Consider the following 12,953-nt stretch of genomic DNA (forward strand, 5'->3'; position numbering starts at 1 on the left):
GCTGCGCGACTTATGACCGAGCGTTTCAAATTCAGCATCGCTGCCACCGATGGCAAGGCGCGAACCGGCAGCATTGAGATGCAGCGCGGCACCATCGCGACGCCTGCGTTCATGCCGGTTGGCACGGCGGCCACCGTGAAGGCAATGAAGCCAGAGAGCGTGCGGGCGCTGGGCGCGGATATTATCCTTGGCAACACCTATCATCTGATGCTGCGTCCGGGCGCGGAGCGGGTGGCGAAACTGGGCGGATTGCACAGCTTCATGAACTGGGATCGCCCGATCCTGACCGATAGCGGCGGCTATCAGGTGATGAGCCTGTCTGACCTGCGCAAGCTGACCGAGGAAGGCGTTGAGTTTCGCAGCCATATTGATGGCTCCAAACACATGCTGACCCCAGAGCGCTCGATGGAAATTCAGCGGCTGCTGGGCAGCGATATTGTGATGGCGTTTGATGAATGCCCGCGCGCAGACCGTCCGCGCGAGGAAATCGCCGCGAGTATGGAGCTTTCCATGCGCTGGGCCAAGCGCAGCCGTGACGGGTTTGATAGCGGCGGCGAGCATGCGGCGCGCTCAGCCCTATTTGGAATTCAGCAGGGCGCTCTCGATGAAGCGCTGCGCAAGATCAGCGCTGAGAAGCTCACTGGCATTGGCTTTGATGGTTACGCGGTCGGCGGTCTGGCCGTGGGCGAGGGGCAAGAGGCGATGTTCGGCGTGCTCGATTATGCACCGGGCCAGCTGCCAGAGGATAAGCCGCGCTATTTGATGGGGGTTGGCAAGCCAGACGATCTGGTGGGTGCGGTGGAACGCGGGATCGATATGTTTGACTGTGTGCTGCCAACCCGCTCTGGCCGCAATGGTCAGGCATTCACCTGGAACGGCGCGATTAACCTGCGCAATGCCCGCTTTGCCGAGGACACCGGACCGCTGGATGAGCGCTGCGAATGCCCGACGTGTAGCACTTATTCGCTGGCCTATTTGCACCATTTGCAAAAATCAGGAGAGATCCTGGGCGCGATGCTGGTGACCGAGCACAATCTTGCCTTTTACCAAAGCTTGATGAAGGCGATGCGCGGTGCCATTGCGGGCGGAACATTCTCTGCCTTCGCCGCTGATTTCCGGCGCGATTATCTGAAAGATCGTAAGTAATGCCCAAGACCCCCGAGGCCAAAGCCCCTGAGGAATGCGCGAGCATGACCGAAGTGCGTGAGGGCGTGGATACGACCGACCGGGAGTTGGTGGCCCTGCTGGAGCGGCGCTTTGGCTATATGCGGGCGGCGGCCCGGATTAAGCCCAGCCGCGATGTGGTGCGTGATGAAGCGCGCAAGGCGAGCGTGATTGCCGCTGCTGTGGCTGAGGCGGAAGCGCGCGGCCTGCCGGGCGATGTCATCGGCGACATTTGGGAGCGTCTGGTCGAAGGTTCGATCGCCTACGAATTTGAGGAATGGGACCGCACGCGGGGCTAGGCGCTACCTATTGCGTTGGAAACGTCCGCTATTGGATCGGAGATAAGTCAGCGATTACGGCTGTTTCTGGGGGTGGAAGCGGACGTTGCCAATTGATGCTCCAGATCGAAAAGTGAACTGGTGATGGCAGTAAGAGCAGCCTATTTGAGCCCGCGCCGGAGCCTTTCGTGGGAGGCAAGTTTGGGATGATGAAGCATATACGTCAGATCGTGACAACGACGCTAGGGTCGTAAGCTACCGCTATCAATTAAGTACGTTGTCCCCGGAGTTCCCGGAACTCTATCTTGCGGGCCACTGGTTCTTACTTGGCCAACTACCATGTGGGGGAACTTGCACAAACAAAAGTTATTGCCGCTGATTCGAATCAATTCCTAGACCCACAAAGTCGAGATCTTCAAAAAGAGGCAAGCATGCTAAGACGCTCGCTGACGGTTTCGTATCAAGAGCAATTTCGATCTGTCTACGTAGATCCTCCTTTGACGAGAAATCGAACAGAAAAACCTTAGCATATTCACGAATGTAGTCGTTCGCGCCCCCTCTTCGACCTCCGACTAGTGAGACCGCATCGAGAAGACATTGTTGTCCGGATGCAAGATTGTCCTCAAAAAGGAAGACTCTCGACGCCACCGCTTTGGAGAGTGGATGCTTATGGTCCTTGAAATGCTCCATATGCTTTCGAGCTTTATCGATGCGGCCTAGACTCAATGCAGAAGCGCAGGCCAATATCTGAGGCCCTACCTCTTCCAGATTTGAATAGTTAGTTCTCGTCATTCGCCGATACTCAAAAAGTCGCGCAAGATTTTGTTTGTCTCATCTAGTCGACCCCCAATATTCTCGATCAGTCTTCGCTCGCGCCGAGAGAAGGCTTGGGCCAGATCGCCTGGTCCAACTTCAATCTCACCACGTCCATTTGTGGTCGTACTAGCAATGTCTACGAGATCGGTTTGCATTGTTCTAGCCGTATGAACATTCAAATCTGAATCGACAAACAAACCATAGGTCGCAAGCTGCGCGTCCCTTTTTGCGGTACAGAAGACGACTTGCGACAGGGCATCGTCGCTGCCGGAAAACCAAGGCCGTATCACAAACAAAAAGGGCGGCCCGCTCCGTTGAAGGAGGGGGCCGCCCTGTTTCGTATGAGATGTTCGCGGATTAGCGCGAGTAGAACTCGACCACGAGGTTTGGTTCCATCGTTACCGGGTAAGGCACTTCGTCGAGCTTCGGTACGCGGGTGAAAGTGATCTTGTCAGTGCCATCAGGCGCAACGTAGTCTGGAATTTCACGCTCTGGCAGGCTTTGCGCCTCGATAACCAGCGCCATTTCCTTGGCTTTTGCGCCGAGGCTGATCACGTCGCCCACATCGCAGCGACGGCTGGCGATGTTACACTTCACGCCGTTCACGAGAATGTGGCCATGGCTGACGATTTGACGGGCGGCAAAGATCGTTGGTGCGAATTTCGCGCGGTAAACGATCATGTCGAGACGGCGCTCAAGCAGGCCGATCAGGTTCTGGCCGGTATCGCCCTTGATCCGGGTCGCATCCTTATAGGTGCTGCGGAACTGCTTCTCAGTGACGTCGCCGTAATAGCCTTTGAGCTTCTGCTTAGCGCGCAGTTGAAGGCCGAAATCGCTCATTTTGCTCTTGCGACGCTGACCGTGCTGGCCGGGACCGTAAGAACGCTTGTTCACTGGAGAGTTTGGACGACCCCAGATGTTTTCACCCATCCGGCGGTCAAGTTTATGCTTCGAGCTGGTACGCTTCGTCATAGATATATCTTTCAAATTGCATGAGCCGCCCCAGTGGCGACCGTTGAACCCGGCATCGCTCCGCTTGAAGATGTCTCAAGCGCGGCTACCGCTTCACCGGGGTGCGGAGCCAATTTGCGAAGGCGCGCGAATAGCAGGAATGGAGGGCGCGTCAAGCCTTTGTCGCAGCGCGCCGTCCCCGTAAATTCAGCGTGATGAGGCTAGGGATCGCGCGGCATTCGGCCGAGTGAGGACAAGACCCCGCGCAAGGTGCGGATTTCAAGGTGTTGTTCTGAATGCGCTTCGCCTCGTCGATGTTGAAATTCAGCACCGTTTCTTGACCATCCCGATCAAAAGAATGCCTAAGATCTAAGGGGCTTATCCACCTGGTCCAAAATCGGTCGTTCCAGTGTTAGGATTCCCGGTAAAGCCACCCGTTCCGGCATTGTCGCCGACTTGTTCAAGCAACAACTGATTCTCTTCTTTCCTCAAAGCCCATTGGTCTGCGGTCATACATGTCCGACTGAATATCCGCGTGCCGGTCTTGCGCTTATTCTTGCAGACCATTTTGTCGCCGGGATCCTCTTCTGCTTCTTCATCTGCTTGTTTGGCTGGAGCGACGTTTGGCGTTATAGCCGGTTCGGTTGTTTCATCGTTGACTGCAGAAGCCTGTTCGCTCTCTTCAGGGACTTCTTGAGCTAAATTCTCACTGGCACCAAACGTAATAACTACCATGCAAGCGACTGCGCAAACATAAATTTTCACAGTTTTTCTCCTGGTGTTGAGGACAGGTCTAAGGTTCAATACGATTACAACGTAACAGAGTTGGTCGCTTGATGACAACAAGATGGGTTCTTGCGGAATTTCGCACCACTTAGTGCAGTGGCTAATATCAGTGCGTTGATCGAGTTAGACCGCTATCAATCATCATCAATGCAAAAGCGACATTGAGCAATTTAGATTTACTTAACTGGTTTTGATCTCTTTTGCAAAGTGGACAAGACCCCGCGCAAGGTGCGGATTTCTAGGTGATTCCACCCCGGCTTGGTCAGTACATTGCGCAAGGTTTGCGCTGTTGCCTCGCGCCGCGGTTCTGGCAGGAAATAGCCCTTTGGCTCCAGCAATTTTTCAAAGTGTGCGACCAATCCGTCGAGCTCTTCTTGCGGGGCAGGGGACAGCAGGTCCTCTTGCGGTGGCTGAGCAAGGCCAGCCTCACTACGCACCACTTTTGACCATTCATAAGCGCACAGGATCACCGCCTGTGCCAGATTAAGCGAGCCAAATTCTGGATTGATCGGCACGGTCAAAATACTGCGCGCCAGGCCAACGTCCTCGGTCGCCAGTCCAGAGGCTTCGCGCCCGAACAGAATGGCGCTGCGCCCGCTCTGGGCCTTGATCTCGCGTGCGGCCTCATCCGGCGTCAAAACCGGCTTTGATACGCCGCGTTTGCGCACCGTAGTGGCGTAGATATTCGCGCAATCGGCCACCGCCTCTTTGGTGGTGGAGAAGACCTGCGCCTGCTCCAGCACGATATCCGCGCCAGCCGCCGTGGGGCCAGCGGCCGGATTGGGCCAGCCATCGCGCGGATCGACCAGGCGCATCTCGGTCAGCCCGAAATTGAGCATTGCGCGCGCGGCATGCCCGATGTTCTCACCCATTTGCGGACGGACAAGGACGATGATGGGTTGGTTGCTGCTGGCCATGCGCGCGGATCAGTCCTGCGCCGCTTCCTGCACGGTGCTGGCAAATTCCTCAAAATCGCGCGCTTCGCTGAAATCGCGGTAGACCGAGGCGAAACGGATATAGGCGACGCTGTCGATCTGCTTCAGCCCCTCCATCACCATTTCACCGATCTTGGCAGAGGGCACCTCGGCATCGCCAGCGGTTTCCACTTGGCGTTGAATGCCGGATACCAGCCGGTCGATCCGGTCCTGTGTCACGCCGCGTTTGCGGCAGGCGAGCGAGACGGAGCGTTCCAGCTTGTCCCGGTCAAACGGCTCACGGCGTTCTTCCTGACCGCCATCGCCCGCTTTGACGATCACGATTTCGCGCAATTGCACGCGTTCAAAAGTGGTAAAGCGCGCGCCGCAGCTGGAGCATTGACGCCGGCGCCGGGTCGCGGTTGCGTCCTCGGTCGGCCGGCTGTCCTTAACCTGGCTGTCGTCGTTCGCGCAAAAGGGGCAGCGCATGGTCTGGGGCTACTTCTTGATACGGTTGTAAAATGCGATACCGGCACCAGCGGTAAGGCCGAGTGGCAGGCTGATCACGGGCAGTATCGCCCCTGCAACCGCGCCGATCGCTGCGCCAGTTAGCACAGGCTTGGTAGAAGGGTGCTTCATCCCTTCCTTGGCCATGCCGGACAGTTCAGACTTGGTGTCTTCAATCCAGTCGGAGCCATCATCTTCCGCGTTACTCATGATCTTGGCCCTCACATGCCTGGATAGACAGGGAAGGCCGCGCACAGCTCGCTGACACGGGTGCGCACGCTTTCTTCGACCTGCGCATCGCCCTCTGGGCCGTTCTTCGAGAGGCCATCGACGACTTCTGCTATCAGCTTGCCCACCGTGCGGAATTCAACCGGGCCAAAGCCGCGCGTCGTGCCTGCTGGTGTGCCAAGGCGGATGCCGCTGGTCACAAATGGCGAGCGTGTGTCGAACGGGATGCCGTTCTTGTTGCAGGTGAGCCAGGCGCGGTCGAGGCCAGCCTCGGCAGCCTTTCCGGTCACGTCTTTGGCCGTCAGATCGACCAACATGGAGTGATTGTCTGTGCCGCCAGAGACGATCCGCAGGCCGTTCTCTTCAAGGCTTGCGGCGAGCGCGCGGGCGTTTTCAACGATCCGGTGCGCGTAGGTTTTGAACTCAGGCTGCAAAGCCTCGCGGAAAGCCACTGCCTTACCGGCCACTACATGCATCAGCGGGCCGCCTTGCAGGCCAGGGAAGACCGCCATGTTCAGCGGCTTGGTCAATTTTTCATCATTCCACAGGAGGATGCCAGAACGCGGACCGCGCAGGCTCTTATGCGTGGTGGAGGTGACGATGTCGCAATGCGGGAAGGGTGATGGGTGCGCGCCGCCCGCGACCAGGCCAGAGATGTGGCTCATATCGCACAGGAGATAGGCGCCGACTTCGTCCGCGATTGCACGGAATGCGGCAAAGTCCCAAGTGCGCGAATAGGCCGTACCTCCGCAAATGATCAGCTTCGGTTTGTGCTCACGCGCGGTCGCTGCAACCGCGTCCATATCGATCAGCTCATCGCCCTCTGTCACGCCGTAGCTGACCGGGTTGAACCATTTTCCACTCATATTGACAGGTGAACCATGGGTCAGGTGCCCGCCAGAATTGAGATCAAGGCCCATAAAGGTGTCGCCTGGCTCTAGCAGAGCGAGAAACACAGCCTGGTTCATCTGGCTGCCGCTGTTTGGTTGAACATTGGCAAAGTTGCAGCCAAACAATTGCTTGGCTCGCTCAATGGCTAATGTTTCGACCTGATCGGCATAGTCACAGCCGCCGTAATAGCGCTTACCGGGATAGCCTTCGGCATATTTGTTGGTGAAGACACTTCCGGTCGCTTCCAGCACTGCGCGGCTCGCTATGTTCTCACTCGCGATCAGCTCAATCTTGTCGCGCTGGCGGGCCAGTTCGCTGGTGACAGCAGCTGAGATTTCCGGGTCAGCGGCGGCGAGGTCATCGTTCCAGAAACCGTCCATCACGGGCAGAACGTCAGAAGGGGCAGTGCTCATTGGTGGGTCTCGATTTGTGTCGTCTGGATGGGCGGTGTGCCAAGTTTGGCAACGCGGCGCTGATGCTTAGCCAGCGGGATCATCAGCGTCGGCGAAATCTGTTTCAAGGAAGGTCGCGATGCAGCTCTTGGCCATTTCGATGCCGGTCAGCCGGGCACCCAGCGCAATGGCATTGGCATCGTTGTGTTCCCGCGCGAGGGCGGCAGACAGCGGCTCTGATACCAGCGCGCAGCGCACGCCGGGATGGCGATTTACGCTGATCGAGATGCCAATACCCGATCCGCATAGGGCGATGCCGCGTTCGACGGTTCTCTCCGCAACGACTTCGGCCAATTTGTAGCCATAATCGGGGTAATCAACACTCTCGCCCGCGGCCGGGCCAAGGTCGGCCACCTCATGACCTTCTTCGATGAGCCATTCGGCGAGTTCCGCTTTCATTTCTGTCGCGGCGTGATCTGATGCAATTGCTATACGCATGAGCGGTGATTTAGGGCCTCGCGCGCCCGATGGCTAGGCCCACTGGGCGGCTTTTCCGGTGGCTTCCCCAAATCTATGCGTTTTGCAGAGGCGATCTACGCGAAACGCAGAGTGCAAGCTGTCCAGCAATGGGGGATAGAGCGCGTGTAATTTAGGGGAATTGCAATGATCAACCCGATTGGCGGCGGCTTGGCCGTCATAACGCGTATGGTGAACCCCCTCCTTCCTGGAGGCGCGGTGCAAATCTCGCCCGATGTCGCTGGGCATTTCCAAGACCCGCTGGGCGCTGGCCGCTTTGCCTCCGCCACCACGCCGGAATTTGTGGTCGCGCGCTGTTATACCGATTGCAGCCCTGGGGCAGACTTCCATCCTCCACCACTGGCCACGCCAAGCTCGACCAGCGGGCATTCTGAGCCTGTGCAAGAATGGGTTGCAAAGACCACCGGGGATGGGCGTGCAGAGCTGCAGTTGGGAGGTGGCTACACCCTCAATTTCGACGAGCGATCCAGCGAGATTGAAGTCTTCAATGCAAACACAAGCGAATACACGAGAATTTGGGGCGATCCGCACATCGATGCTCAAAGTATCCGTGCATTTGATTTTTGGGGGACAACCACATTCAAGCTCGAAAATGGTGCGAAGATCACGATCAAGACCGAGCAATGGGACGGCAATCCCAATGCCTATGTCGCCAGCAAGGTTGTGATCACAAAGGGGCGCAATGCGGTGGTCGTTGACGGCATTAGTCAGAACCAGTTAGGCGACCTTTCACTGGAGGTCTCTAAAAGGGGCTATAGCCTCGATATGAGGCACCGCGATGGATATCTACTGCAGGAGAATGCAAGCGGGGTCGGTTGGAGATCAGAGTTTACTGGTGAGATCGCCACTCAAGACGAGTTGGATGCGACCCGCATTGGCGGCCGTTTTGAGCCTGGGAGCCGCTGGCCTTCTTGGGCGCAAACACTGCCGTTATTCAGCCAATTCCTGATGTTTGAAGGGTTGGTCAATTTCTCTTCAGAGCTTGGTGATGACCCGCAGGATGTACCGGAGCGCAAACCACGAGTCCACTGCTAGGCCGCTTTCTGCATTGCGAATTCTCAACCTGCCTTGGCCGCCAGTTGGCTTCTTAGGCCAGGCATTGTGTAAGCTAAACGCTCGTTGCCCTTGGCTTTTCCCGCAAGATACTGAACAAGCTTGCGCATCGCTTGGAAAAGGCAAGGGGATTTGAATGCGTTGGCTGACTTTGGCTGCGATGGTTGTGATCGGCATCGCTCTCGCGATTTTGGGCACCACGCCGCAATCCCCGGCTAGCATCAGCAGCGATGAGGCGAGCTTTTCTGCCGAGCGGGCGATGGAGCATGTGCGCATTATCGCGGCAGAGCCGCATCCCACAGGTTCCGTCGCCAATGCCAAGGTGCGCAGCTATCTGGTCGCTGAGCTGGAGGCGCTGGGCGCGGAGGTGTCGCTTTCCGAAGGGCCGGTTCCAGAGCGCGCCCGCGCCAGACTGGGTCGATGGAGCGGCGAGGCGCCGCCCGATGCGCTGACCCTGACCAATGTTATTGGCGTTATTCCCGGCCGTGATCGGGCAAAGCCTGCCGTCGCCCTGATGGCGCATCACGATACGGTTTGGGGATCACCCGGTGCCTCTGACGACACGGCGGGTGTTGCGAGCATATTGGAGGCGGTGCGCGCGATCACCAGCCAAGGGACAGTCGAGCGCGATATCATCGTGCTGCTGACTGATGGTGAAGAGGTGGGCCTGCTGGGCGCGCAGCAATTCATCGACGAAAATCCGCTCGCGGATAAAATTGGCGCGATGATCAATCTGGAGGCACGCGGCGGAGGCGGGCGCACGACCCTGTTTCAGACCTCGAAAGACAATAGCGCGGCGATTGAGCTTTATGCAGGTGCCGTCTCACGGCCAGGCGGGTCGTCACTGGCGACCTTCGTATACGAGGTGCTTCCCAACGACACCGACCTGACGCCTGCGTTGGAGCGGCCATATGTGGCCTATAATCTGTCCTTTATAGGCAGGCCGGGCCTGTATCACTCGGCTAAGGCCACGCCGGAAAACCTGGATCAAGGCGCCGTGCAGGATATGGGCGATCAGACGTTGGAGCTGACGCTGGCGCTCGCCAATGCGGATGCGCTGCCAGAGGCGGCGGAGGATCGAACTTTCTTCGACGTGTTCGGCATTTTCCTGCTGCATTATGGCGCGGCCATCGGCTGGGTGCTGCTTGCGCTTGCCGCGGTACTGCAAGTGATTTGCTTGCGAATGAACCAGCCGGGCGGTTGGTGGAGGAGTTTGGCAGCTTCTGCGGTGGTGATCCTGGGCGGCGGGCTCGCGCTTTACACGCTCAATGCGGTTTCGGGGCAGGGGGCTGGCGAGTCGGTTTATTACGATCGACTGGCGGCAATCCCGATGCTGGAGGCGCAGGCGCTGCTGATTTGCATCGCAGCGCTCGCAGTTAGCGCGCCTCTATGGGCTGGGCGGCGCGGCAGCATCGTTGGCATTTTGATCGCTTTGGCGATGCAGATATTCGTGCCAACCACCGCGTTTCTGGTGGTTTGGCCGCTGCTGCTCGCTGGAATTGTCGGGGTGGTGACGGGCCAGTCCGATGGAGCAATTGCGAAAGTGGTCGCGGTGGTTTGCGGCAGTGTGGTGCTTGGATTGATGCTGCAATTCGGGCATCAATTTATGCAAGGTGTTGGGCCGGATGCGCCAATGGTGGTGGCTCTGCTCGCGGCTTTGATGGTGCCGGTGCTTGGCCCAATGATCCCGGCGGTGAATGCGAAACGTTGCTTTATGATCGCGGGGGCATGCTTGGTCGGCGCGCTCGCCATTGCGACCTGGGTGCGGTTTGATCCGGTTGCCGATACGATGCCGATTTACGACTCAATGAATGGATAGGGCGTGTCCCGCCCTATTCGGCGGGATTTGCCCCAGACGTTATCAATTCATCCATCAGTCCGGGCATTTCGGCCACTACGGTTTCCATGGTCTCATCCATGAAATTCTGATTTGCACCGGCAAACGCAGGGTGAGATATAAGGTCCTGCGAACGTTGCATAAATGCCTGGCCACTCGGAGTTGAGACGAATGCAAGGATGTCGCGCAATTCCGGCTCTGAGTAGGTCTCGGCATATGCCATGACCCAGCCATCCATTAGGGCTGGAATGTGGCTGCGCATGATGGCGTCGGTCTTTACAGACAGGCGCTCTTGCCAATCAGCGATAATGCCATTCGCATTTTCATCTGTGATCATGCCGCTCAAAGACTGCATCATCTGACTTTCCATTTGATCAGTGATCGTCTGAAACATTTCGACGCGTGTCTCTTCAGGAAAAGACTTGTCTAGGATGTCAGCGGCGAGGCTCAGCCGCACATCGCCCGTCTCAGATGCAGTTGCGTCGTCACCATTGGGCGCCCCCTGCGCAGCCAATGGCGCCGCCCACAAAACCAGCGGAGCGGCGCACAAGGCAAATCGCTTAAATGGCATCACTGATCCAGGAAAGAGCGCATTTTGCGTGACCGCGAAGGGTGCTTGAGCTTGCGCAGTGCCTTCGCCTCGATTTGCCGGATGCGTTCGCGCGTCACGCTGAACTGCTGACCGACTTCTTCCAAAGTATGGTCGGTGTTCATGCCGATGCCAAAGCGCATCCGCAGCACGCGTTCTTCGCGCGGGGTCAGCGATGCGAGCACGCGGGTGACGGTTTCTTTCAGGTTCGCCTGGATCGCGGCATCCACAGGGATGATCGCGTTTTTGTCTTCGATGAAATCACCCAGATGCGAATCCTCCTCGTCGCCGATTGGCGTTTCGAGGCTGATCGGTTCCTTGGCGATCTTCATCACCTTGCGCACTTTTTCCAGCGGCATGGACAGGCGCGCTGCCATTTCCTCTGGGGTCGGTTCCCGGCCTTCCTCGTGCAGGAATTGACGCGAGGTGCGCACCAGCTTGTTGATCGTCTCGATCATGTGGACCGGAATACGGATCGTGCGCGCTTGGTCCGCGATCGAGCGGGTGATCGCCTGACGGATCCACCAGGTCGCATAGGTGCTGAATTTGTAACCGCGGCGATATTCAAACTTATCAACCGCCTTCATCAGGCCGATGTTACCTTCCTGAATAAGGTCAAGGAATTGCAGGCCGCGATTGGTGTATTTCTTGGCGATAGAGATCACCAGACGAAGGTTGGCTTCCACCATTTCTTTCTTAGCGATACGCGCCTCGCGCTCGCCCTTTTGCACCATGTTCACGATGCGGCGGAATTCCGGCAGAGCCATACCAGTGTTGGCGGCAATATCGGTGATTTCGGTGCGAATTCGCTCAACCGCTGCGCCTTCTTTCTCGACGAAAGCGGCCCATTTCTTGTCCTTTTTCGCGTTCGCCTTGATCCAGCTGTCGTCTAGTTCGTTGCCGACATAGCTTTTCAGGAAATCGATCCGCTTGATCTTGTGACGTTCTGCCAGGCGCAGCATCTGTCCGCCCAGCGCGGTCAGACGGCGGTTGAAGGCATAGAGATTGTCGACCAGGAATTCGATCTTGGTCGCGTGGAACTGCATGCTTTCGACTTCCGCCGTCAGCTCTTCGCCCAGCTTCTCGTACTTGTTCTCTTTGGCCTTCGGGAATTCATTGCCAGCCGCCAGAGTGTCGACCCGCTCAGCCTGAAGTTTCTCAAAGGTTTTGAACAGCTTGGTGATGCGAGCAAAGCGCTCAATCGCGTCGGGTTTAAGCGTGGCTTCCATCTGCGCGAGCGAAAGAGTGTTGTCCTCTTCCTCTTCTTCTTCGCGCTTGGAGCTGCCTTCTTCGCCGTCTTCATCCTCATCGGATGTTTCGTCACTGTCGTCGTCATCATCGTCGCGGATGGTGGGGCCAGCGGTCTCTTCAGAGATTTCGCCGTCGTCATCATCCTCTGCGCCTTCTGCCATTTTGTCAGCAGGCGGCTCTTTGGAAAGCATCGCGTCCAGATCGAGGATCTCGCGCAGCTGCATTTCTTCGTTGTTGAGCGCTTCGGACCAATGGATGATCGCGTGGAATGTGATCGGGCTTTCGCACAGGCCGATAATCATCATGTCGCGGCCAGCTTCGATCCGCTTGGCAATCGCGATCTCGCCTTCGCGGCTGAGCAATTCCACCGCGCCCATTTCGCGCAGGTACATGCGGACCGGATCATCGGTTCGCTCGCCCGTGCCGGTCTTCTTGACCGCTGCAGCAGGCGCTTTTTTGGCGTCTTTCTTCTCGTCGCCGACCTGCATTTCAGCCACTTCGGCTTCTTGCTCAGCCTCGGCCTCGGCCTCTTCATCGTTCTCGACGATTTGAACGCCCATCTCCGACAAAGCGGTTTGGATGTCTTCGATTTGATCCGGGCTCATTTCACCAGACGGCAAAGCTTCATTGAGCTCATCATAGGTGATGTAGCCCTTTTTCTTCGCCTTGGTCATGAGCTTCTTAACTGACGCCTCGTTGAGGTCGATCAGCGGAGCATCTTCTTTATCTTGCGCTTTAGCTTTTGAAGCCATGGATCCC

General features: G+C 57.4%; 12 protein-coding genes and 1 pseudogene. 4 read left to right on the forward strand and 9 right to left on the reverse strand.

Features of this window, described 5'->3' with window-relative positions:
• The first annotated feature begins 12 nt into the window (after positions 1–12).
• Together tgt and AC0V6Z_RS10870 are read left to right on the forward strand one after the other, a co-directional pair.
• Positions 13–1,146, forward strand: coding sequence for a tRNA guanosine(34) transglycosylase Tgt (tgt, locus tag AC0V6Z_RS10865; protein ID WP_472638507.1), 1,134 nt, complete (start codon positions 13–15; stop codon positions 1,144–1,146).
• Complete coding sequence (locus tag AC0V6Z_RS10870; protein ID WP_472638508.1) at positions 1,146–1,463, forward strand: chorismate mutase; 318 nt, start codon at positions 1,146–1,148, stop codon at positions 1,461–1,463. Before tgt ends, AC0V6Z_RS10870 begins: the two co-directional genes overlap by 1 nt.
• Before the next feature lie 1,152 nt (positions 1,464–2,615).
• Here the strand turns inward: AC0V6Z_RS10870 and rpsD are convergent.
• The 7 genes and pseudogenes from rpsD to AC0V6Z_RS10905 all read right to left on the reverse strand — a co-directional run bounded on the left by rpsD (position 2,616) and on the right by AC0V6Z_RS10905 (position 7,425).
• The gene (gene rpsD, locus AC0V6Z_RS10875) at positions 2,616–3,230 is read right to left on the reverse strand and encodes a 30S ribosomal protein S4 (protein ID WP_472638509.1); all 615 of its coding nucleotides are present in this window, start codon (positions 3,228–3,230) and stop codon (positions 2,616–2,618) included.
• A 357-nt stretch (positions 3,231–3,587) separates the two neighbouring features.
• A complete protein-coding gene (locus AC0V6Z_RS10880) occupies positions 3,588–3,974 on the reverse strand; it encodes a hypothetical protein (protein ID WP_472638510.1) in 387 nt (128 codons plus the stop codon).
• 197 nt (positions 3,975–4,171) lie between these two features.
• Positions 4,172–4,912 carry an RNA methyltransferase gene (locus tag AC0V6Z_RS10885; RefSeq protein ID WP_472638511.1) on the reverse strand — a complete coding sequence of 247 codons (741 nt, stop codon included), beginning with the start codon at positions 4,910–4,912 and terminating at the stop codon, positions 4,172–4,174.
• Positions 4,913–4,921: 9 nt separating this feature from the next.
• Positions 4,922–5,398, reverse strand: coding sequence for a transcriptional regulator NrdR (gene nrdR, locus AC0V6Z_RS10890; RefSeq protein WP_472638512.1), 477 nt, complete (start codon positions 5,396–5,398; stop codon positions 4,922–4,924).
• Between the two features lie 9 nt (positions 5,399–5,407).
• Positions 5,408–5,626, reverse strand: a complete 219-nt coding sequence (locus tag AC0V6Z_RS10895; RefSeq protein ID WP_472638513.1) for a hypothetical protein — start codon at positions 5,624–5,626, stop codon at positions 5,408–5,410.
• A gap of 11 nt (positions 5,627–5,637) precedes the next feature.
• The gene (gene glyA / locus AC0V6Z_RS10900; RefSeq protein WP_472638514.1) at positions 5,638–6,948 is read right to left on the reverse strand and encodes a serine hydroxymethyltransferase; all 1,311 of its coding nucleotides are present in this window, start codon (positions 6,946–6,948) and stop codon (positions 5,638–5,640) included.
• Positions 6,945–7,425 (reverse strand): annotated as a pseudogene (locus tag AC0V6Z_RS10905) (RpiB/LacA/LacB family sugar-phosphate isomerase). Before AC0V6Z_RS10905 ends, glyA begins: the two are co-directional and overlap by 4 nt.
• 165 nt (positions 7,426–7,590) lie before the next feature.
• Between AC0V6Z_RS10905 and AC0V6Z_RS10910 the strand changes: the two are divergent.
• Positions 7,591–8,499 (forward strand): DUF1521 domain-containing protein, encoded by a 909-nt coding sequence (locus tag AC0V6Z_RS10910; RefSeq protein ID WP_472638515.1) that lies wholly within the window; start codon positions 7,591–7,593, stop codon positions 8,497–8,499.
• A 154-nt stretch (positions 8,500–8,653) separates the two neighbouring features.
• The gene (locus AC0V6Z_RS10915) at positions 8,654–10,336 is read left to right on the forward strand and encodes a M20/M25/M40 family metallo-hydrolase (protein ID WP_472638516.1); all 1,683 of its coding nucleotides are present in this window, start codon (positions 8,654–8,656) and stop codon (positions 10,334–10,336) included.
• 13 nt (positions 10,337–10,349) lie between these two features.
• Here AC0V6Z_RS10915 and AC0V6Z_RS10920 read toward each other — a convergent pair whose 3' ends face one another.
• Both AC0V6Z_RS10920 and rpoD read right to left on the reverse strand, forming a co-directional pair.
• The gene (locus tag AC0V6Z_RS10920; RefSeq protein ID WP_472638517.1) at positions 10,350–10,868 is read right to left on the reverse strand and encodes a DUF2059 domain-containing protein; all 519 of its coding nucleotides are present in this window, start codon (positions 10,866–10,868) and stop codon (positions 10,350–10,352) included.
• 56 nt (positions 10,869–10,924) lie between these two features.
• Entirely contained in the window at positions 10,925–12,946 is a 2,022-nt protein-coding gene (gene rpoD / locus AC0V6Z_RS10925) for an RNA polymerase sigma factor RpoD (protein WP_472638518.1), read from the reverse strand.
• Positions 12,947–12,953 lie beyond the last annotated feature (7 nt).

It is taken from the genome of Erythrobacter sp. SN6-5, assembly GCF_057364945.1.

Bases quoted from the DNA above. Each gene is read 5' to 3' on its own strand.
- tgt (WP_472638507.1), top strand. From the start codon at position 13: ATGACCGAGCGTTTCAAATTCAGCATCGCTGCCACCGATGGCAAGGCG.
- AC0V6Z_RS10870 (WP_472638508.1), top strand. From the start codon at position 1,146: ATGCCCAAGACCCCCGAGGCCAAAGCCCCTGAGGAATGCGCGAGCATG.
- rpsD (WP_472638509.1), bottom strand. From the start codon at position 3,230: ATGACGAAGCGTACCAGCTCGAAGCATAAACTTGACCGCCGGATGGGT.
- AC0V6Z_RS10885 (WP_472638511.1), bottom strand. From the start codon at position 4,912: ATGGCCAGCAGCAACCAACCCATCATCGTCCTTGTCCGTCCGCAAATG.
- nrdR (WP_472638512.1), bottom strand. From the start codon at position 5,398: ATGCGCTGCCCCTTTTGCGCGAACGACGACAGCCAGGTTAAGGACAGC.
- AC0V6Z_RS10895 (WP_472638513.1), bottom strand. From the start codon at position 5,626: ATGAGTAACGCGGAAGATGATGGCTCCGACTGGATTGAAGACACCAAG.
- glyA (WP_472638514.1), bottom strand. From the start codon at position 6,948: ATGAGCACTGCCCCTTCTGACGTTCTGCCCGTGATGGACGGTTTCTGG.
- AC0V6Z_RS10910 (WP_472638515.1), top strand. From the start codon at position 7,591: ATGATCAACCCGATTGGCGGCGGCTTGGCCGTCATAACGCGTATGGTG.
- AC0V6Z_RS10915 (WP_472638516.1), top strand. From the start codon at position 8,654: ATGCGTTGGCTGACTTTGGCTGCGATGGTTGTGATCGGCATCGCTCTC.
- rpoD (WP_472638518.1), bottom strand. From the start codon at position 12,946: ATGGCTTCAAAAGCTAAAGCGCAAGATAAAGAAGATGCTCCGCTGATC.